The sequence below is a fragment of the Roseicyclus mahoneyensis genome (genome assembly GCF_003148775.1).
GTDB lineage: Bacteria > Pseudomonadota > Alphaproteobacteria > Rhodobacterales > Rhodobacteraceae > Roseicyclus > Roseicyclus mahoneyensis.
In genome coordinates this window covers 223,419-241,577 of the sequence record NZ_QGGW01000001.1, presented here as the reverse complement: position 1 = coordinate 241,577, position 18,159 = coordinate 223,419, and the positions used below count along the sequence as shown (strand labels likewise).

General features: G+C 65.1%; 21 protein-coding genes. 18 read left to right on the top strand and 3 right to left on the bottom strand.

Features of this window, described 5'->3' with window-relative positions; translation table 11 throughout:
- The first annotated feature begins 39 nt into the window (after window positions 1-39).
- Genes C7455_RS01245 through C7455_RS01230 form a run of 4 tightly spaced genes read left to right on the top strand, consistent with a single transcriptional unit; the run spans window position 40 to window position 2,768 of the window.
- Entirely contained in the window at window positions 40-465 is a 426-nt protein-coding gene (locus tag C7455_RS01245) for a GNAT family N-acetyltransferase (protein ID WP_109664412.1), read from the top strand.
- A gap of 44 nt (window positions 466-509) precedes the next feature.
- Window positions 510-1,244 carry a metallophosphoesterase family protein gene (locus C7455_RS01240; protein ID WP_109666043.1) on the top strand — a complete coding sequence of 245 codons (735 nt, stop codon included), beginning with the start codon at window positions 510-512 and terminating at the stop codon, window positions 1,242-1,244.
- Window positions 1,241-2,131, top strand: coding sequence for an EamA family transporter (locus tag C7455_RS01235; protein ID WP_109664410.1), 891 nt, complete (start codon window positions 1,241-1,243; stop codon window positions 2,129-2,131). Before C7455_RS01240 ends, C7455_RS01235 begins: the two co-directional genes overlap by 4 nt.
- Before the next feature lie 7 nt (window positions 2,132-2,138).
- Window positions 2,139-2,768: a DUF1638 domain-containing protein gene (locus tag C7455_RS01230; protein ID WP_109666041.1), complete on the top strand. Its 630-nt coding sequence runs from the start codon at window positions 2,139-2,141 to the stop codon at window positions 2,766-2,768.
- Here C7455_RS01230 and C7455_RS01225 read toward each other — a convergent pair.
- Window positions 2,765-3,193 carry a SufE family protein gene (locus C7455_RS01225; RefSeq protein WP_109664407.1) on the bottom strand — a complete coding sequence of 143 codons (429 nt, stop codon included), beginning with the start codon at window positions 3,191-3,193 and terminating at the stop codon, window positions 2,765-2,767. The genes C7455_RS01230 and C7455_RS01225 overlap by 4 nt on opposite strands.
- 133 nt (window positions 3,194-3,326) lie before the next feature.
- Between C7455_RS01225 and C7455_RS01220 the strand changes: the two genes are divergently transcribed.
- Window positions 3,327-3,776, top strand: coding sequence for a hypothetical protein (locus tag C7455_RS01220; protein ID WP_109664404.1), 450 nt, complete (start codon window positions 3,327-3,329; stop codon window positions 3,774-3,776).
- Window positions 3,777-3,809: 33 nt separating this feature from the next.
- On the opposite strand, the gene rnd is transcribed toward C7455_RS01220, so the two are convergent.
- Window positions 3,810-4,967, bottom strand: coding sequence for a ribonuclease D (gene rnd / locus C7455_RS01215; protein WP_109666039.1), 1,158 nt, complete (start codon window positions 4,965-4,967; stop codon window positions 3,810-3,812).
- 318 nt (window positions 4,968-5,285) lie between these two features.
- Between rnd and gap (C7455_RS01210) the strand changes: the two genes are divergently transcribed.
- From gap (C7455_RS01210) to C7455_RS01180, 8 genes are all read left to right on the top strand, one after another.
- Window positions 5,286-6,290 carry a type I glyceraldehyde-3-phosphate dehydrogenase gene (gene gap, locus C7455_RS01210; protein WP_109664401.1) on the top strand — a complete coding sequence of 335 codons (1,005 nt, stop codon included), beginning with the start codon at window positions 5,286-5,288 and terminating at the stop codon, window positions 6,288-6,290.
- A 152-nt stretch (window positions 6,291-6,442) separates the two neighbouring features.
- A complete protein-coding gene (locus tag C7455_RS20040; RefSeq protein ID WP_170118965.1) occupies window positions 6,443-6,586 on the top strand; it encodes a hypothetical protein in 144 nt (47 codons plus the stop codon).
- Between the two features lie 171 nt (window positions 6,587-6,757).
- Window positions 6,758-7,603 carry a substrate-binding periplasmic protein gene (locus tag C7455_RS01205; RefSeq protein ID WP_109664398.1) on the top strand — a complete coding sequence of 282 codons (846 nt, stop codon included), beginning with the start codon at window positions 6,758-6,760 and terminating at the stop codon, window positions 7,601-7,603.
- Complete coding sequence (locus C7455_RS01200) at window positions 7,600-8,484, top strand: amino acid ABC transporter permease (RefSeq protein WP_109664396.1); 885 nt, start codon at window positions 7,600-7,602, stop codon at window positions 8,482-8,484. The genes C7455_RS01205 and C7455_RS01200 overlap by 4 nt, the downstream gene beginning before the upstream one ends.
- Window positions 8,485-8,497: 13 nt before the next feature.
- Window positions 8,498-9,235: an amino acid ABC transporter ATP-binding protein gene (locus C7455_RS01195; protein WP_109664394.1), complete on the top strand. Its 738-nt coding sequence runs from the start codon at window positions 8,498-8,500 to the stop codon at window positions 9,233-9,235.
- Between the two features lie 150 nt (window positions 9,236-9,385).
- Window positions 9,386-10,390: a type I glyceraldehyde-3-phosphate dehydrogenase gene (gap, locus tag C7455_RS01190; protein ID WP_109664392.1), complete on the top strand. Its 1,005-nt coding sequence runs from the start codon at window positions 9,386-9,388 to the stop codon at window positions 10,388-10,390.
- Window positions 10,391-10,576: 186 nt separating this feature from the next.
- On the top strand, window positions 10,577-11,761 hold the full coding sequence (locus C7455_RS01185) for a phosphoglycerate kinase (protein ID WP_109666037.1): 1,185 nt from the start codon (window positions 10,577-10,579) through the stop codon (window positions 11,759-11,761).
- A gap of 84 nt (window positions 11,762-11,845) precedes the next feature.
- Window positions 11,846-12,736 (top strand): fructose bisphosphate aldolase, encoded by an 891-nt coding sequence (locus C7455_RS01180; protein ID WP_109664390.1) that lies wholly within the window; start codon window positions 11,846-11,848, stop codon window positions 12,734-12,736.
- Between the two features lie 11 nt (window positions 12,737-12,747).
- Here the strand turns inward: C7455_RS01180 and C7455_RS01175 are convergent, their stop codons facing one another.
- The gene (locus C7455_RS01175; RefSeq protein WP_109664389.1) at window positions 12,748-13,233 is read right to left on the bottom strand and encodes a bacterioferritin; all 486 of its coding nucleotides are present in this window, start codon (window positions 13,231-13,233) and stop codon (window positions 12,748-12,750) included.
- Between the two features lie 178 nt (window positions 13,234-13,411).
- Between C7455_RS01175 and C7455_RS01170 the strand changes: the two genes are divergently transcribed.
- The 5 genes from C7455_RS01170 to C7455_RS01150 all read left to right on the top strand — a co-directional run bounded on the left by C7455_RS01170 (window position 13,412) and on the right by C7455_RS01150 (window position 18,152).
- Entirely contained in the window at window positions 13,412-13,705 is a 294-nt protein-coding gene (locus C7455_RS01170; RefSeq protein WP_109664386.1) for an FtsB family cell division protein, read from the top strand.
- Between the two features lie 217 nt (window positions 13,706-13,922).
- Window positions 13,923-14,948 (top strand): pyruvate dehydrogenase (acetyl-transferring) E1 component subunit alpha, encoded by a 1,026-nt coding sequence (gene pdhA / locus C7455_RS01165; RefSeq protein WP_109664383.1) that lies wholly within the window; start codon window positions 13,923-13,925, stop codon window positions 14,946-14,948.
- Window positions 14,949-14,962: 14 nt separating this feature from the next.
- Entirely contained in the window at window positions 14,963-16,324 is a 1,362-nt protein-coding gene (locus C7455_RS01160) for a pyruvate dehydrogenase complex E1 component subunit beta (RefSeq protein ID WP_109664380.1), read from the top strand.
- A 12-nt stretch (window positions 16,325-16,336) separates the two neighbouring features.
- A complete protein-coding gene (locus C7455_RS01155) occupies window positions 16,337-17,656 on the top strand; it encodes a pyruvate dehydrogenase complex dihydrolipoamide acetyltransferase (RefSeq protein ID WP_109664377.1) in 1,320 nt (439 codons plus the stop codon).
- 163 nt (window positions 17,657-17,819) lie between these two features.
- Window positions 17,820-18,152, top strand: a complete 333-nt coding sequence (locus tag C7455_RS01150; protein ID WP_109664375.1) for a carboxymuconolactone decarboxylase family protein — start codon at window positions 17,820-17,822, stop codon at window positions 18,150-18,152.
- Window positions 18,153-18,159: the final 7 nt, after the last annotated feature.

Here is an 18,159-nt window from a genome sequence, read left to right as displayed (position 1 = left end):
CGCCTTGCCCGCACCGACGTTTCGCGCATAAGGGCAATCATGGCCGTATCCGTCTTCATCGCCCGCCGGATCGACGCCGGCCTCTTCGCGCAGGTCCATGAGGACGTGTTCGACGGGCCGGTCGATCCGCATCTGCTGGAACGCTTCCTGGCCGCCGACCATCTGCAGATCGCGGTGGCCGTCGACCGCGACCAATTGGTCGGCATGTGTTCGGGTGTGATCCATCACCATCCCGACAAGCCCGACAGCTGGTGGATCAACGAGTTGGGCGTGGCCGGGCCATGGCGGCGGCACGGCATCGGCACACGGCTGGTGATGACCTGCATGGACCACGCCCGCCGCATCGGCTGCCGTGACATCTGGGTGGTCGCCGACCCGACCGGCGAGGCCGAGGGGTTCTGGCACAGCCTTCGCTGGACCCGGACGGGCGAGCGGCTGGCGATGTTTTCCACCCGTCTGGACTGACGCCGGCCTTGCAATCCGCGGCGCGCCCGCGTTTTGTCCGCGCCATGACGATCTATGCCATCGGCGACATCCACGGCCATCTCGACCTGCTGCGCGTGGCCCATGACCGCGTGGAGGCGGACCGCGCCCGCGAGGGAACACGCGACGCCCCGCTCGTCCATGTCGGCGATCTGGTCGACCGGGGGCCGGACAGCCGCGGCGTGATCGCGCTGATGATGGCGCTCGTGGCGCAAGATGACCGCGTGACGGTGCTGAAGGGCAATCACGACAACATGTTCGTCCTGTTCGCGCAGGATATCCCGACCGAGGACCCGCACCTGCGGCGCGACCTGAGCTGGCTGCACCCGCGGCTGGGCGGGCAGGATACGCTGGCCTCCTACGGGATCGACACGAGCTTGCCGATGGCCGAGGTGCATCGCCAGACGCGGGCCATGGTGCCCGAGGCGCATATCGCGTTTCTCGACGCCCTTCCGCTCAGCCTTGTCCATGACGGGGTGCTGGCCGTGCATGCCGGCATCCGCCCCGGCGTGCCGCTGGACCGGCAGACCCCGCAAGACCTGTTCTGGATCCGCGGCGGCTTTCTGGACGATGTCACCGACCACGGCGCATTGGTGGTGCATGGTCACACCACCGTCATCAATGTCGAGCTGCACCCAAACCGGCTGGCGATCGACACCGGGGCGGCCTATGGCGGGCCGCTCAGCGCGGTGGCGATCGAGGGACGCGACGTCTACCTGCTGACCGACGCGGGTCGCAAACCGGTTCGGCCGCTCGGATGATCCCACCGCGCGACCTCGTGCTGGTGGCTGTGGTGATCCTGGCCTGGGGATCGAATTTCTCGGCGATGAAACTGGCGCTCGAGCAGGTGCCGCCGATCCTGTTCGTGGGACTGCGCTTTGCGATCCTCGTCCCGCTGATCGTCTTCTTCCGACGTCCCGCAGGCTGGCCCGCGATCCTGGCCGTCGGCGCGCTGATCAACATGGGGCAATTCATGTTCTTGTTCAGCGGCCTTGCGGCGGGATCGAGCGCGGGCCTCGCCTCGCTCATCATCCAGAGCCAGGTGCCCATGACCATCGTGCTGGCTTGGGCCGTCTATGGCGAGCGGATCACGCTCATTCAGGGGCTTGGCATCGGGCTGGCGGCGTTGGGGCTGGCGGGCTTCGGTCTTGCCTCGGGGGGCAACATCACGGTGCAGGGTCTGGGCCTGATCCTGTGTGGCGCGCTGTGCTGGGCGGTGGGCAATCTTGTCCTGCGCCGCCTGCCCGGCACCGACATGCTGGCGCTGTTTTTGTGGGCCAGCCTTGTGCCGCCGCTGCCGATGCTGGGCCTGTCGCTGCTGACCGAAACCGGCGCGCCCTGGGCCACCATCACTGCGATCAGCCCGGCGGGCTGGGCAGCGGTGATCTATGTCGCGGTAATCTCGACCCTGCTGGGCTATTCGATCTGGGGCACGCTTTTGTCGCGGCACCCGGCGGCATTGATCACGCCCTTCGCGCTCATGATCCCGGTGGTGGGTGTCGCCACGGCGGCCCTGGTGCTGGGCGAACGGGTCGCCTTGGCCGAGACTGTGGCGGGCCTTGTCGTGCTGGCGGGGCTGTGCCTTGCCGTCTTCGGCCAACGCTATGCCGCGCGCAGGGCTGGCCGACGCCGCCCGCCTGCGCCATGATGTCCGCATGACCCGTCTTGATGACCAGGCCCTGACCGACGCGGGCCTCGCCCCCGAGGGGCGGGGTCGCGTGCTGCTGATCGGCTGCGGAGCCTTGGCGCGCGAGGTGCTGGACCTGATCGACGCCAATGGCTGGGACCACCTCGACCTGCATTGCCTGCCTGCGATCTTGCACAACCACCCCGAAAAGATCACCCCGGCCGTTGAGGCGGCGGTGAGCGCGCGGCGGGGCGATTATGCGCAGGTCTTCGTGCTTTACGCCGATTGCGGCACGGGCGGCTTGCTTAAGGCCGCCTGCGACCGGCTGGACGTAGGCATGCTGGAGGGGCCGCATTGCTACAGCTTCTTCGAGGGCAACACCGTCTTTGCGGGACGTGACGAGATGACGGCGTTTTACCTGACCGATTTTCTGGTGCGCCAGTTCGATGCCTTCGTGACCCGCCCGCTGGGCCTCGACCGGCACCCGCAGCTGCGTGACATGTATTTCGGGAATTACACGAAACTGGTCTATCAGGCGCAGACGGATGACCCGGAATTGATCGAAAAGGCAAAGGCTTGCGCGGCGTTCCTCAAGTTGGATTTCGAGCGGCGCTTCACCGGCTACGGCGATCTTGAGGTGGCGATGCGCGGGCTCTAGGCCGCCGCTTTGTCCGCCGCCAGAAGCCTGATCCGTTCCACCATTGCGCGCAGCCCGTTCGAGCGCTGCGAGGACAGGTGATCGTTCAGCCCAAGCCGCGCCAATTCGCCACCCGCATCGACCTTCAGCACATCCCCGACTGACAGCCCGTCATACATTGCATGCAGCACCGCGATCAGCCCGCGCACAATCATCGCATCGCTGTCGCCGCGAAAGCGGAACACAGCCTGTGCGCCCTGCCCCTCGATCTGCGGCAAGATCCAGACCTGTGACGCGCAGCCGTCGACCTTGGTCGCAGGCACCTTGACCGCATCCTCAAGGGGATCCATCGCCTTGCCCAACTCGATGACATGGCGATAGCGTTCCTCCCAGTCCTCGAGAAACTCGAAGGTCTCGGCGATCTCCTCGAAGGCTTCGGTGGCCATTGGCGGCATCTCCGGTGGGCTGTGGCAGCGCTGCCCCTGACCTAGGCCCGCACGCCCGCCCCGTCCAGAGGCGCTTTCCTTCGCGGTCACCTTGCGCTACCCAAAGGATCAAGTGATCTGACGGAGAGAGCCGATGCTGCGCGTGACCCTTGCCCTGGCCCTGATCCTCAGCCTTGCGGCCTGCGGCAGCCGTCTCAACCCGTTCAACTGGTTCGGCGGCGACCGCGAGGAACGCATCGTGGCGCGCGAGGTGGTCGAGACCACGCCGGGCGATCAGCGCCAGCTTGTCGCCGAAGTCGTGGATCTGGCCGTCGATCCCACGCCGCAGGGTGCCATCGTGCGCGCCATGGGCCGCCCGCCGGTGCAGGGCTTTTGGGAGGCCGAACTGGTCGAGGTGGAACGGACCGAGGGCGCCATCGTCTATGAATTCCGCGTCTTTCCGCCGCTCAGCCAGACCCGCGAGGGCACACCGCAATCGCGCGAGGTCGTTGTGGCCGCGAACCTGTCGAATTTCGATCTGTCGGGCATCCGCACCGTGACCGTGATCGGCGCGCAGAACCGTCGTACGGTAAGTCGACGTTGACCTCCGGTCGGACCGGCAGGCTCTGACCGGAGGTCAGACCGGAACGATCCGCACCCGCTCGCCTTCGGCGGACAGGGCGATCTCGCCGCGCAAAAGGCGCAGCGCATCCTCGCCAAAGACCTCGCGCCGCCATCCGGTTGCCCACAGCCCGTCATGCGCACCGCAGGCGATGTCGTCGAGGTCCGAGGACGAGGCGATCAGCTTGGCGGCCACGCCCGCCTCTTCGGCCTTGGCCTTGAGCAGCACGCGCAACAGATCCGCCAGCGCAGAATTCAGCGCCGAGCGGTCGCGCCCCTCGGTCATCTTGGGCTGTTTGTCGGCGGGCATGTCGATGCCGCGCTGGACGGCGGCGATCAAGCCGTCGGCGATCTCGCCCTTGCGCGCGTCCCGCAACAAGAGCCGCGACTTGCCCAGATCGGCCAGACTGCGCGGCTTGGTCGAGGCCAGTTCGATCAGCGCGTCATCCTTAATGACACGCGCGCGCGGCACGTTGCGCGATTGGGCATAGTGTTCGCGGAAGGCGGCCAGTTCCTGCGCAATGGCCAGTGTCTTGCCGGAATTGGTGCGCAGTTTCAGCCGCTTCCACGCCTCGGACGGATCGACCACATAGGCCGAGGCATCGGTCAGCGACGACAGTTCTTCTTCCAGCCATGCGGTGCGGCCGGTCCGCTCAAGCTGGGCCACAAGGCTCTCGTAGATCTGACGCAGATAGGTGACATCGGCCAGCGCATAGATCTTTTGCGCATCGCTGAGCGGGCGGCGCGACCAGTCGGTGAAGCGCGAGGATTTGTCGAGCGGTGCGCGCGCGATCTTGCGCACCAGCGTCTCGTAGCCGACCTGATCGCCAAAGCCGCAGACCATGGCGGCCACCTGCGTGTCGAAGAGCGGAGTCGGCACCACGCCCCCGTCGACGTGGAAAATCTCGAGGTCCTGCCGCGCGGCGTGGAAGACCTTGACCACGCCGGGCGCGGCCATCAGCTCGTAGAGCGGATCGAGCGAGATCCCATCGGCCAGAGGGTCGACCAGCACCGCATCCGTGTCATCGCTGCCCGGCAGCGCAAGCTGCACAAGGCAAAGCTGGGCAAAATACGTGCGTTCGCGCAGAAACTCGGTATCGACGGTGACATAGGGGGCGTCGCTTGCGCGGGCGCAATATGCCGCGAGCGCGTCGGTGGTGGTAATCGTCTGAATCAAGCGTCGGGTCTTTTCACGGGCGAAACTGCGGTTGGCCGGTGATAGGCGAGGCGCGTGGAAATGAAAAGGGCCTCGCGCGACGGATGGCGCGCTCGATGACTCAAGGCGCCACCGGTGCCGAAGCCCGGGCCTGCAGTCTTGCAAGCCGCAAAACACGCAAGGATTTGCATCAGACGCCGCTGTTAGCGCAAACCAGAAATGTTTGCGCTACCGGTTACGCTAACATAATGATACTTTGTGATTTTTCCTTGGCCGGCCCGGTATGCTCCGGTATGCGGAGGGCCAGACCGGGCGCGACAGACCACGAGGAAAAACATGACCATCACCCTTGGCATCAACGGCTTCGGCCGCATCGGGCGCTGTACTTTGGCCCATATCACCGAGGCCGCGCGCAATGACGTGCAGGTGGTCAAGATCAACGCCACCGGCCCGATCGAGACCAACGCGCATCTGTTGAGATATGACAGCGTGCACGGCCGTTTCGGCGCTGACGTGCGGGTGACCGGCGACACGATGGATCTGGGTCGCGGCCCGATGAAGGTGTTTTCGACCTATGATCCGGCGGAACTGGACTGGGAAGGCTGCGATGTCGTGCTGGAATGCACCGGCCAATTCAATTCGCGCGATGCGGCCGCCGTCCACCTGACACGTGGGGCCAAGCGCGTGCTGGTCTCGGCGCCGGCCAAGAACGCCGACAAGACCGTGGTCTATGGCGTGAACCACCGCGAGCTTCTCGACACGCATCATGTCGTGTCGAACGGGTCTTGCACCACGAATTGCCTTGCCCCCCTGGCCAAGGTTCTGAACGACGCGATCGGGATCGAGCGCGGGATCATGACCACGATCCACAGCTACACCGGCGACCAGCCGACACTAGACCGGCGTCACACGGATCTTTACCGCGCCCGCGCCGCCGCCATGGCGATGATCCCGACCTCGACCGGGGCCGCCAAGGCGCTGAAAGAAGTGCTGCCCGAGCTTGACGGCCGCCTTGACGGCACAGCGTTGCGGGTGCCCACGCCCAATGTGTCTTGCGTCGACCTGACCTTCGAGGCGGGGCGGAGCGTGACCGTGGCCGAAGTGAACGAGATCATGCGCGAAGCCGCCGAGGGCCATATGCGGTCGGTGCTGGCCTATGACCCGGAACCCAAGGTCTCCATCGACTTCAACCACACCACCCATTCGTCAATTTTCGCGCCCGACCAGACCAAGGTCGTGGGCGGCCGCACCGTGCGTGTGCTGGCATGGTATGACAATGAGTGGGGCTTTTCCGCGCGCATGGCCGATGTCTCGGCGGCGATGGGGCGGCTGTTGCACTGAACCCATCGCCCGCGAGGGCCGAACGGGTTCACGCCGCGCGCCGCGGGGAGGCAGCGCGCGGCCCTTTCACAACCGCCGCCTGCACAGCGCATTCCCTCTTTGCCCGGCCCCTGCCCCGTGGCAGTGTCCGGCCGATTGACAAGGGAAGCGGCATGAACAGCGCATCGGCGATCTTTCTGGGGCTTTGCATCGCGGGTTTTCTGGCGCTGGATGCGGTGGTCTTCGACTGGGATCTGTCGCTTGCCTTGGCCCGCCGCTTTGCCGCGCTTCTCAACTGGATGGCCTTCTGGCGGTAGCGTTGTGCCGGGCCTGCCGCAAAAAACGGCACTTGCCGCTGCACAGTGCGCCGCCCGCTTCGTGCTCCGTTGCCCCGGCTGAGCCAGATGGCTAACATCAAAGACTGACGGCTGGCCCCTTGCAGGCAATCCAGCCCGGAAAACACCAGCCACCACAGGGAAAGATCGAACATGGCACAGCACAGGATCGAGATGATGCGCCGCGCGGCGCTGGCGCTTTTCGCAGGCGTGGTCGCGGCTGCGATGCCGCTGGCCGCAAGCGCGCAGGACAACACGCCCACGGACCCGCGCCTGCACACGCCCGGGCAATTGACCGTCGGCACCGGCGATCCGGTCTATCCGCCGTGGATGCTCAACAACGACCCCGCCGGCGGCGAAGGCTTCGAGAACGGCCTTGTCTACGCGCTGGCCGCCGAAATGGGATTCACCCCCGAGCAGGTGGTCTGGGTCGGCCAGACCTTCGACCAAGCCATCGCGCCGGGCGCCAAACCCTATGATTTCTCGATCCAGCAGATCTCCGTGACCGAGGCGCGGGCGCAGATCGTCAGCTTCAGCCAAGTCTATTTCCAGCCGCAAAAAGCCGTCATCGCCCTGCCGGGCACCGCGGCGGAATCCGCCACCAGTTTCGAGGATCTGCGGTCCTTGCGCTGGGGCGCCGTGATCGGGACGACCGACAACGACTACCTCGTGAACATCCTCGGCGTCACCGATGCCGCGATCTACAACGAGCAGGTCGATGTGTTCCAGGCGCTGCAAGCGGGCCAGATCGACGCGACCATCGCCGCCCTGCCCACCGCGCTGTTCGTGACGGCGGTGCAGGTACCCGACGCGGCCATCGTGGCGCTGTTGCCCGCGGACGCCAATGACCGGGGTCACGGCCTGCTATTCGAATTCGGCAACCCGCTGGTGTCTTGGGTGGACGAGGCGCTGTCGGCCATCATCGAACGCGGCGTGGTGGATGATCTGATCGCCACCTATCTGGTCGCCGATCCGGACCTGCCGATCATCACCGAATGACCACCGCTCATCCCGCCAAGGCGGGCGGACAAGATCCGGCGCGGCGGGGTCCGCCCCCGCCGCCGCCCAAGCGCGGGTTCGACTGGCGTGCGGCTGCCCTGCCAACGGCCATAGGGCTGGCCAGTTTCATCTCCGTGTTCGGCGGTCTCGCGCTCTACGTCACCTCTGCCGAGCAATGGCCGCGCATCAAGCTGCAGTTCTTCAACCTCGACGCCATGATCGCGGCCTTCCCCCGCGTGCTGCAAGGCTTTTGGGTGAACATCCAGGTCTGGCTGACGGTGCTGGTCTGCATTCTGGTCTGGGCGCTGGTGCTGGCCATCGTGCGCAGCTTGCGCGCGCCGTGGTTCGCACCCTTCCGCCTGATGGTGGTGATCTACATCGACATCTTCCGGGGCGTTCCGGTGCTGCTGCTGGTGCTCTTGTTCGGCTTCGGCATCCCGGCGCTGAACCTGCCGGGCCTGCCCAATTCGGGCCTGTTCTGGGGCTCGGTCGCCATGGTGCTCAGCTACGCGGCCTATGTGGCCGAGATCTACCGCTCCGGCATCGACGCGGTCCACGAAGGCCAGCGCGCCGCCGCCAAATCGCTCGGCCTGAGCGAATGGCAGACGCTGCGCTACGCGATCTTGCCGCAGGCGCTGCGCAACGTGGTGCCCGCGTTGATGAACATCGTCGTGGCCCTGCAAAAGGACGTGGCGCTTTTGTCCGTCATCGGCGTGCGCGACGCGGTGCGCGAGGCGCAGATCTACACCGCCTCCACCTTCAACTATTCCTCGCTGATCGTGGCCGCGGGCCTCTTCTTGCTGGCGACGATCCCGATGGCGCGGCTGGCCGATTACCTCACCCGCCGCGACCGGATGCGCCGGTTGCAGATCGCGGCCTGACCCCATGACCCCGATGATCGAAATCGACGAGGTCACAAAGTATTTCGGCACGAAACTGGTGCTCGACCGCGTCAGCCTGACCGTGAACCGGCACGAGGTCGTGTGCCTGATCGGCGCCTCGGGCTCGGGCAAATCCACGCTGCTGCGCTGTGTCAACCGGCTGGTGGCGCATGACTACGGCACGATCCGGCTGGACGGCGTGCCGGTCGATGACCCCCGCTTCGGCAAGACCGGGCTGCAAAAACGCGCGGGCATCGTCTTTCAGTCCTACAACCTTTTCCCGCACATGACCGTGCTGGAAAACATCACGCTCGCGCCCCGCCGTGTGCATGGCGTGTCGCGCGCCGAGGCCACGGCGCGCGCGCAAGAGGTGCTGGCGCGTTTCGGCATGGACGGCTTTGCGCAGGCCTACCCTGAACAGCTCTCAGGCGGTCAGCAGCAGCGCGTCGCCATCGCGCGGGCGCTGATGACCAAACCCGATGTCCTGCTGCTCGACGAAATCACTGCGGCGCTCGACCCCGAACTGGTCGGCGAGGTGTTGGCGATCATCCGCGGCCTCAAGGACGCAGGGATGACGATGATGATCGTCACCCACGAAATGGGCTTTGCCCGCGACTGCGCCGACCGCGTGGCCTTCCTCTCGGACGGCATGATCCTCGAGGAAGGACCGCCAGACCGGATCTTCGGCGCGCCTGAACAGCCCCGCACCCGGGCGTTCCTTGACCGCATCATCGCCTCCGGCCGGCTCTGAAGCGGCCCCCTTCCCTTTGGTCCAGAAGCGCGCTAAACCTGTGATGTTACCGCTAACACAACCTTTTGCGCATGTTGACGCTTGGGAACGGACCGCAGCCGAGGCATGTTGAGCCAAACAGCGATACCAGATCAACGGGGAGAGACACACATGGCTGTCAAAGTCGCCATCAACGGGTTCGGTCGGATCGGCCGCAACATCCTGCGCGCCATTGTGGAATCCGGTCGCACCGATATCGAGGTGGTCGCTATCAACGACCTTGGCCCGGTCGAGACCAACGCGCATCTGCTGCGCTACGACAGCGTGCACGGCCGCTTTCCCGCGACCGTGACGACGACCGCCACCACCATCGACGTGGGCCGCGGCCCAATCGAGGTGACGGCGATCCGAAACCCGGCAGACCTGCCCTGGTCCCATGTCGACATCGTGCTCGAATGCACCGGCATCTTCACCGACCGCGACAAGGCCGCGATCCATCTGGAAAACGGCGCCTCACGCGTGCTGGTCTCGGCGCCCTCGAAAGGCGCGGACAAAACCATCGTCTATGGCGTGAACCACAAGACGCTGACCGCTGCGGACGTGATCGTCTCGAACGCATCGTGCACCACCAACTGCCTCGCCCCCGTCGCCCATGTGCTGCATGGCGCCATCGGCATCACGCGCGGCTTCATGACGACGATCCACAGCTACACCGGCGACCAGCCGACACTGGACACCATGCACAAGGACCTCTATCGCGCCCGCGCCGCTGCGCTGTCGATGATCCCGACATCCACCGGCGCGGCAAAGGCCGTGGGCCTTGTGCTGCCCGAGTTGAACGGCAAGCTTGATGGCGTGGCGATCCGTGTGCCCACGCCCAATGTCTCGGTCGTGGACCTGACCTTCGAGGCGGCCCGCGACACGACGGCAGAAGAGATCAATGCTGCGATCCATGCCGCAGCGGCCCAAGCCCCGCTCAAGGGCATCCTCGGCGTCACGGACGAGCCTTTGGTGAGCAGCGATTTCAACCACGACCCCCATTCCTCGATCTTTGCCACCGACCAGACCAAAGTGATGGCGGGCAACCTGTGCCGCGTGCTCAGCTGGTATGACAACGAATGGGGCTTCTCGTGCCGGATGGCCGACACCGCCGTCGAGATGGGCAAGCACCTATGAGGGTTGAGAGGTCGGTCCGGCATATTTGGAGAAAGATGAAGGACATTTTGAGTCGAATTGTCCCAACCAAGGCGCGTGCCGCCCTTCATCTTTCGGAAAATATGCCCGCCGGAGGCATCGAAGTCTCTGGCCTGTCATCCACCCCATGCTAAACCCGATCCCGACATGGACCGGACGGAGACCAAGATGAGCTGGAACGCGCTGGACGACATGGTGCTTGCGGGCAAGACCGTTCTGACGCGCGTGGACATCAACGTACCTGTCAAGGACGGCACTGTCACCGATGACACGCGCATCACGCGCATCGTGCCGACGGTCAGGGACATCCTGGCCAGAGGCGGCAAGCCGGTGCTGCTGGCACATTTCGACCGGCCGAAGGGCCGCGTCGTGCCCGAGATGTCGCTGCGCGTTACCCTGCCCGCGTTGGAGGCGGCATTGGGCCAGCCGGTCCGATTTGCCGAGGGCGGGTTCAAGGACGCCGTGGCCGCCATGCAGCCGGGCGAGGTATTGCTGCTGGAAAACATCCGCTTCTTTCCCGGCGAGGAAAAGAACGACCCCGCTTTCGCGCTGGAATTGGCCGATCTTGCCGACATCTACTGTAACGATGCGTTTTCGGCCGCGCATCGCGCGCATGCCTCGACAGAGGGTGTTGCCCATCTGCTGCCGTCTTGCGCCGGGCGCTCGATGGAGGCGGAATTGCGCGCGCTGGAGGCGGCGCTGGGCAATCCCGCCCGCCCCGTGGTGGCCGTTGTGGGTGGCGCCAAGGTGTCGACCAAGCTCGACCTGCTGTCGAACCTGATCGAGAAGGTGGACACGCTCGTGATCGGCGGCGGCATGGCCAATACCTTCCTTGCAGCACAGGGCATCGACGTCGCGAAATCGCTGTGCGAACACGATCTTGCAGATACCGCGCGTGCGATCATGGCCAAGGCCGCGACGACGGGCTGCGAGATCATCTTGCCGACCGACGTGGTGGTCGCCGAATCCTTTGCGGCGCATACCGATCACACCACGGTTGCGGCCACCGCCGTGCCGCCCGGCACCATGATCCTCGACGCGGGCGCGCAGACGCTCGAGCGGATCGTGACGGCCTTCGAGGGCGCGAAGACGTTGATCTGGAACGGTCCCCTTGGCGCGTTCGAGATCCCGCCCTTTGACCATGCGACCGTCGCCGCCGCGCGCGCTGCCGCCGACCTGACGGAGGCCGGGCGTCTTGTGTCGGTTGCGGGCGGGGGAGACACCGTTTCGGCGCTCAATCAGGCGCATGCGGCGGACCGCTTCACCTATGTCTCGACCGCCGGCGGCGCGTTCCTCGAATGGATGGAGGGAAAGACCCTGCCTGGCGTCGCGGCGTTGGACCGGGGCGTCTGAGAGGGTGTTTGCGCCACCATTGTGGACAGCGGCGCGGCGCTTTGGCAAGGAGGGTGAAACAATCCCCCAACAGGAGTGCGCCCGATGCCTGACGCTGCCATGAGAACCCGGATGCGAGACGGCCAGGGCTTCATCGCCGCGCTGGACCAGTCCGGCGGCTCGACCCCCAAGGCGCTGCGCCTCTACGGGATCGACGAGGACCAATACAGCTCTGAAACCGAGATGTTCGACCTGATCCACGCGATGCGCGCCCGCATCGCGACCTCGCCCATCTTCACCGGCGACAAGGTGATCGGCGCGATCTTGTTCGAACAGACCATGGACCGCGATTTCGCGGGCAAGCCCGCCGCCACCTATCTGTGGGAGGACAAGGGCGTCGTCCCCTTCCTCAAGATCGACAAGGGGCTGGAGGAAGCCGCAAACGGCGTGCAGATGATGAAGGGGATCCCGGGCCTCGACGCGCTCTTGGACCGTGCCGTTGCCAAGGGCATCTTCGGCACCAAGGAACGCTCGGTCATCCAGTCGGCCAATGCGGGAGGGATCGCCGATATCGTGGCGCAACAGGTCGATCTGGGCTTTCAGGTGCTGGCCAAGGGGCTTGTCCCGATCCTGGAACCGGAAGTCGACATCAAGGCCCCGGACAAGGCGCAGGCCGAGGGGATTTTGCTGGCGGAACTCCTGAAAGGTGTCGATGCCATACCCGACGGCCAGCAGGTCATGCTGAAGCTGACCATCCCGACGAAACCCAACCTCTATGCGCCGCTGATCACGCACCCCAAAGTTCTGCGCGTCGTCGCATTGTCAGGGGGATATGACCGTGCCGAGGCCTGCGAACGTCTGGCCGTCAACACCGGCATGATCGCCAGCTTCTCGCGCGCTCTGACCGAAGGCTTGTCGGCCCAGCAGTCGGATGCGGAGTTCAATGTCTCTCTGGGCGCGGCGATCGACGCGATCCGCGCCGCGTCGATCACTTGATTGCCGAACGGTCAGGCGTCCGTCGCCTGACCGCTGAAATAGACCTGCATGAAGGCAGGCTCGCCCATCCGCTTGAGCAAAGACAGTTGCTGGTCGAGCCAACCCCAATGCCCCTCCTCGTCCAGCGCGATGGTCTCGAAGAGCACTCGGCTGCCGATGTCATTGGCCTCGCCCGCCTCTTTCGCGGCCTTCGAATAGACCTCGATCGCCTCTTCCTCGTCAGCGCGGTCGGCCTCGAACATCGCCTTTAGGCTTTCGGCCTTCACCGGCTTTTTCGCGGGCACGACCTCGGGCGTGCCGCCGAGATAGAGGATCCGGTCGATGAACTGCCCGGCATGGCCCAGTTCCTCCTGCATCTCCTCGCGCATCTTGGTGGCCAGCTTGTCCAGCCCCCAGTCGTCGAGAACATGGGCGTGCAGCAGGTATTGCTGCGCCGCCGAAAGCTCCATCGAAAGGGCCTTTTGCAGGGATGCGATGCTGGATTGGCTGCGGGACATGGGATGCTCCTGTTCTTTCCTCAAAATATTAGAACGATTCTAAGCATTGCGCCTGCGATCTTCAACCCACGCCCACCGGCAAGGGTGCAAAAGGGGATTCCCTTTTGCGAATCAATGTGCGAGTCTCCGCCAAAGCCCCGAGAGAGGGTGCGGCAGACCTGAGGCATCGACGGAATTCATGACCCGCAGCGTTTCGATCACAGGGCTCGTCCTGCCCGTGGCCCTCCTGTTCATCGGGGCCTATTTCACCTTCACCGCGGTGCAGGGGAATTACGGCCTGTTCCAGCGCGTCCAGATCACCGCCGAGGCCGACCGTCTGGATCTGCAACTTGCTGCCCTGCAGGCCGAAGTCGAGCGCATGGAAACCCTGACACGCCGCCTGTCGGATGATTTCCTCGACCTCGACCTGCTCGACGAACAAGCTCGCGCCGTGCTGGGCTATGTGCGCGCCAACGAGATCATCTTGCCCTAAACGGCCCGCTCGAGGGTCCTGTGCGTCACCCGGCCAGTCCGCACAGCCTTCCGCCTGCCCTTCATCTTTCCAGAAATATGCAAGGCCCGGCGCCGTCGTTCGGCGTTGCAAGGCTTGCAATCCCCTGCGTCAGGATTGCGGGGTGCAATCGGCCATTGCCTCTGCTAGAGAAATGTTCAACGTTAAACTATCTCTGCGACCGGGGAGGAGCACCCGCATGCCACCACGCAAGACCGCCGCCGCGACCACGGCGGCCACCCCTAATGTTTCGGCCGATGAGCTCAAGCGCTACTACCGCGAGATGCTCCTGATCCGCCGTTTCGAGGAAAAGGCCGGCCAGCTTTACGGCATGGGCCTGATCGGCGGCTTTTGCCACCTCTACATCGGGCAAGAAGCGGTCGTTGTCGGCCTAGAGGCTGCGGCGTCGGAGGGCGACAAGCGCGTCACCTCCTACCGCGACCATGGCCATATGCTGGCCTGCGGCATGGACCCCAAGGGCGTCATGGCCGAACTGACCGGGCGCGAGGGGGGATACTCGAAGGGCAAGGGCGGCTCGATGCACATGTTCTCGAAAGAGAAGCATTTTTACGGCGGCCACGGGATTGTCGCAGCGCAGGTGCCGATCGGCGCGGGCCTCGCCTTCTCGGACAAATACAAGGGCAACGACCGCGTCACCTTCACCTATTTCGGCGATGGTGCGGCCAACCAGGGCCAGGTGGCCGAAAGCTACAACATGGCGCAGCTCTGGGATCTGCCGGTCATCTTCGTGATCGAGAACAACCAGTATGCCATGGGCACGTCGGTCAAGCGCGCGACCAAATCCCCCGATTTCTGGGAACGTGGCGTGGCCTACGGCATAAAGGGCGAAGCAGTGGACGGCATGGATGTGCTGGCCGTCAAGGAGGCGGGCGAGCGCGCCGTGGCGCACTGCCGCGCGGGCAAGGGCCCCTATATCCTGGAGGTCATGACCTACCGCTACCGTGGCCATTCCATGTCCGACCCCGCGAAATACCGCACCCGCGAAGAGGTGCAGGAAATGCGCGAGAAGCGCGACGCGATCGAACATGTCCGCCAGATGCTGCTGACCGGCGGCCATGCCTCCGAGGAGGATCTGAAAAGGATCGACAAGGAGATCAAGGACATCGTGAACGAAGCGGCGGAGTTTTCCAAGGAAAGCCCGGAACCCGACCTGTCCGAGCTCTGGACAGACATCTACGCCGACGCCGCGCCGCAAGACGCCTGAGGGGACTGACAGACATGGCAACCGAAATTCTCATGCCCGCCCTCTCCCCCACGATGGAGGAAGGCACGCTGGCCAAATGGCTGGTGAAAGAGGGTGACAGCGTCAAGGCGGGCGACATCCTCGCCGAGATCGAGACCGACAAGGCCACGATGGAATTCGAGGCCGTCGAGGAAGGTGTGATCGGCAAGATCCTTGTGGCCGAGGGCACCGAAGGCGTGAAGGTCAACACCCCCATCGCCATCATCGGCGAAGCGGGCGAGACGATGGCCGCGCCCAAAGCCACCGCCCCCGCCGATGAGGCGCCGAAGGCGACCGAAAAGGCCCCCGCCGCGCCCGCAAGCGCCCCGGCTGTCCCAAAGACCGACCGCAAGCCGGATTGGCCCGAGGGCACGAAGATGAAGACCCAGACCGTGCGCGAGGCACTCCGCGACGCCATGGCCGAGGAGATGCGCGCCGATGACAGCGTCTTCGTCATGGGCGAGGAGGTCGCGGAATATCAGGGCGCCTACAAGATCACCCAAGGCCTGTTGGACGAGTTCGGCCCCCGCCGCGTGATCGACACGCCGATCACCGAACATGGGTTCGCGGGCATCGGGGTCGGCGCGGCCTTTGGTGGCCTCAAGCCCATCGTCGAATTCATGACCTTCAACTTTTCGTTGCAGGCCATCGACCATATCATCAACTCGGCCGCCAAGACGCTCTACATGTCGGGCGGCCAGATGGGGGCGCCGATGGTGTTCCGCGGCCCGAACGGGGCGGCAGCCCGCGTGGGCGCGCAGCACTCTCAGGATTTCGCGGCATGGTATGCTTCGATCCCCGGTCTCAAGGTCGCGATGCCCTATTCGGCCGCCGACGCCAAGGGCCTGCTCAAGACCGCGATCCGCGATCCCAACCCCGTGATCTTCCTTGAAAACGAGATCCTCTATGGCCGCTCCTTCGAGGTGCCGGACCTGCCCGATTTCACCGTGCCCTTTGGCAAGGCGAAGATCTGGCGCGAAGGCTCTGATGTCACCATCGTCAGCTTCGGGATCGGCATGACCTATGCGCTGGAGGCGGCCGAGAAACTTGCCGCCGACGGGATCGAGGCCGAGGTGATCGACCTGCGCACGCTGCGTCCGCTCGATTACGACACGATCCTCGAAAGCGTGCGGAAAACCAATCGCTGCATCACGGTCGAGGAAGGCTTTCCCGTGGGCTCGATGGGCAACCATCTGGCGGCCTATATCATGACCCATGCCTTTGATTATCTCGACGCGCCGGTCCTGAATTGCACCGGCAAGGACGTGCCGATGCCCTATGCTGCCAATCTCGAGAAACTGGCGCTGACCTCGGTCGCCGAGGTGATCGAGGCCGTCCGCAAAGTCACCTACCGCTGAGGAGAGCACGCGATGCCCACGGAAATCCTGATGCCCGCGCTCTCCCCCACGATGGAGGAGGGCACGCTGGCCAAATGGCTGGTCAAGGAAGGCGACACCGTCGCCTCGGGTGACATCCTCGCCGAGATCGAGACCGACAAGGCGACGATGGAATTCGAAGCCGTCGACGAGGGCGTGATCGGCAAACTTCTTGTAGCAGAAGGCACGGAGGGCGTGAAGGTCAACGCCCCCATCGCCGTCCTGCTGGCCGAGGGTGAAAGCACCTCCGACATGGGTGCCGCCAAGCCCGCCGCCGAAGCGCCGAAACCCGCGGAGAATGCCGCTCAGGTCGCTGCACCACCCGCCGCTGCACCCGCGCCCGCGGCCCCCGCCGCGTCCGACGGTGCCCGCGTCTTCGCTTCGCCGCTGGCGCGTCGCATCGCTGCCGACAAGGGGCTCGATCTTGGCCAGATCAAGGGCTCGGGTCCGCATGGCCGCATCGTCAAGGCCGACGTGACGGGCGCGACCGCGACCGCCGCAGCTCCGCAGCAAGCCGCCGCAGCGCCCATTGCCGCCCCTGCCCCCGCCGCCGCCGCCAAACCGGCAACCGCAATGCCCACCGGCCCCGACGCCGCGCAGGTCATGAAGATGTACGAGGGCCGGGACTACGAGGAGGTCAAGCTCGATGGCATGCGCAAGACCGTCGCCGCGCGGCTGACCGAGGCCAAGCAGACCATCCCGCATTTCTACCTGCGCCGGGATATCAGGCTTGATGCGCTGATGGCCTTCCGCGGGCAGCTCAACAAGCAGCTCGAATCCCGTGGCGTGAAGCTCTCGGTCAACGACTTCATCATCAAGGCCTGCGCCAATGCGCTGCAACAGGTGCCCGCCGCGAATTCCGTCTGGGCGGGCGACCGGATGCTGCGGCTGAAGCCGTCGGATGTGGCCGTGGCCGTCGCCGTCGATGGCGGGCTGTTCACGCCCGTCCTCAAGGACGCGCACCAGAAATCCCTCTCGGCCCTTTCGGCCGAGATGAAGGATCTGGCCACCCGCGCCCGCGACCGCAAGCTCGCCCCGCATGAATACATCGGCGGCAGTTTCGCGATCTCCAACCTCGGCATGTTCGGCATCGACAATTTCGACGCGGTCATCAACCCGCCCCATGGCGCGATCCTTGCCGTCGGCGCGGGCGTGAAGAAACCCGTGGTGGGCCGCGATGGCGAATTGACCGTCGCGACCGTTATGTCGGTCACGCTCAGCGTCGATCACCGGGTCATCGACGGGGCCTTGGGCGCGGAACTCCTGCAAGCGATCGTTGACAATCTGGAGTCTCCGGTGGCAATGCTTGCATAAGGAACGAATAGCGGCGCCGGGGAGGAGTGGCGACGCTTTCAGACGGGGCTGAGCATTGCATGCGCGGCCCCGTCGCCTTTTCGGGGGGCGGATTGATCTGCCGCAAGGTCCACCACCCTGTCACGGTCTAGACGGGGGCAGATCTTGCATAAGGACCCACCCGATGGATTGGAAAGACACGCTCCGCCACACCTCGTCCCTGCTTGGCCCCATGCGGGCCGAACAGGCCGCGACCGCCAAGGGCTTTCACGAGCTGCACGAGGCGGCCCTTGCCCCCGGGGCGCTGTCCACCAAGCACAAGGAGCTGATCGCGCTGGCCATCGGCATCTCGAAACAATGCAACGATTGCATCGGCTACCACGTGAAGGCCGCGATCCGCGCGGGTGCGACGCGCGACGAGGTCGCGGAAACCATAAACGTCTGCGTGATGATGAATGGCGGCCCCGGCTACATGTATGGCGCCAAGGCGATGGAGGCGTTCGACCAACTGGTGTGAGGAGACG

What these genes read in the sequence shown, in the direction of transcription:
- C7455_RS01245 (WP_109664412.1), top strand. Translation starts at nt 40, where the DNA reads ATGGCCGTATCCGTCTTCATCGCCCGCCGGATCGACGCCGGCCTCTTC.
- C7455_RS01225 (WP_109664407.1), bottom strand. Translation starts at nt 3,193, where the DNA reads ATGGCCACCGAAGCCTTCGAGGAGATCGCCGAGACCTTCGAGTTTCTC.
- pdhA (WP_109664383.1), top strand. Translation starts at nt 13,923, where the DNA reads ATGCCACCACGCAAGACCGCCGCCGCGACCACGGCGGCCACCCCTAAT.
- C7455_RS01160 (WP_109664380.1), top strand. Translation starts at nt 14,963, where the DNA reads ATGGCAACCGAAATTCTCATGCCCGCCCTCTCCCCCACGATGGAGGAA.
- C7455_RS01240 (WP_109666043.1), top strand. Translation starts at nt 510, where the DNA reads ATGACGATCTATGCCATCGGCGACATCCACGGCCATCTCGACCTGCTG.
- C7455_RS01175 (WP_109664389.1), bottom strand. Translation starts at nt 13,233, where the DNA reads ATGTCCCGCAGCCAATCCAGCATCGCATCCCTGCAAAAGGCCCTTTCG.
- C7455_RS01195 (WP_109664394.1), top strand. Translation starts at nt 8,498, where the DNA reads ATGATCGAAATCGACGAGGTCACAAAGTATTTCGGCACGAAACTGGTG.
- C7455_RS01235 (WP_109664410.1), top strand. Translation starts at nt 1,241, where the DNA reads ATGATCCCACCGCGCGACCTCGTGCTGGTGGCTGTGGTGATCCTGGCC.
- C7455_RS01205 (WP_109664398.1), top strand. Translation starts at nt 6,758, where the DNA reads ATGGCACAGCACAGGATCGAGATGATGCGCCGCGCGGCGCTGGCGCTT.
- C7455_RS01150 (WP_109664375.1), top strand. Translation starts at nt 17,820, where the DNA reads ATGGATTGGAAAGACACGCTCCGCCACACCTCGTCCCTGCTTGGCCCC.
- C7455_RS01185 (WP_109666037.1), top strand. Translation starts at nt 10,577, where the DNA reads ATGAGCTGGAACGCGCTGGACGACATGGTGCTTGCGGGCAAGACCGTT.
- gap (WP_109664401.1), top strand. Translation starts at nt 5,286, where the DNA reads ATGACCATCACCCTTGGCATCAACGGCTTCGGCCGCATCGGGCGCTGT.
- C7455_RS01220 (WP_109664404.1), top strand. Translation starts at nt 3,327, where the DNA reads ATGCTGCGCGTGACCCTTGCCCTGGCCCTGATCCTCAGCCTTGCGGCC.
- C7455_RS01170 (WP_109664386.1), top strand. Translation starts at nt 13,412, where the DNA reads ATGACCCGCAGCGTTTCGATCACAGGGCTCGTCCTGCCCGTGGCCCTC.
- C7455_RS20040 (WP_170118965.1), top strand. Translation starts at nt 6,443, where the DNA reads ATGAACAGCGCATCGGCGATCTTTCTGGGGCTTTGCATCGCGGGTTTT.
- C7455_RS01200 (WP_109664396.1), top strand. Translation starts at nt 7,600, where the DNA reads ATGACCACCGCTCATCCCGCCAAGGCGGGCGGACAAGATCCGGCGCGG.
- gap (WP_109664392.1), top strand. Translation starts at nt 9,386, where the DNA reads ATGGCTGTCAAAGTCGCCATCAACGGGTTCGGTCGGATCGGCCGCAAC.
- C7455_RS01180 (WP_109664390.1), top strand. Translation starts at nt 11,846, where the DNA reads ATGCCTGACGCTGCCATGAGAACCCGGATGCGAGACGGCCAGGGCTTC.
- C7455_RS01230 (WP_109666041.1), top strand. Translation starts at nt 2,139, where the DNA reads ATGACCCGTCTTGATGACCAGGCCCTGACCGACGCGGGCCTCGCCCCC.
- C7455_RS01155 (WP_109664377.1), top strand. Translation starts at nt 16,337, where the DNA reads ATGCCCACGGAAATCCTGATGCCCGCGCTCTCCCCCACGATGGAGGAG.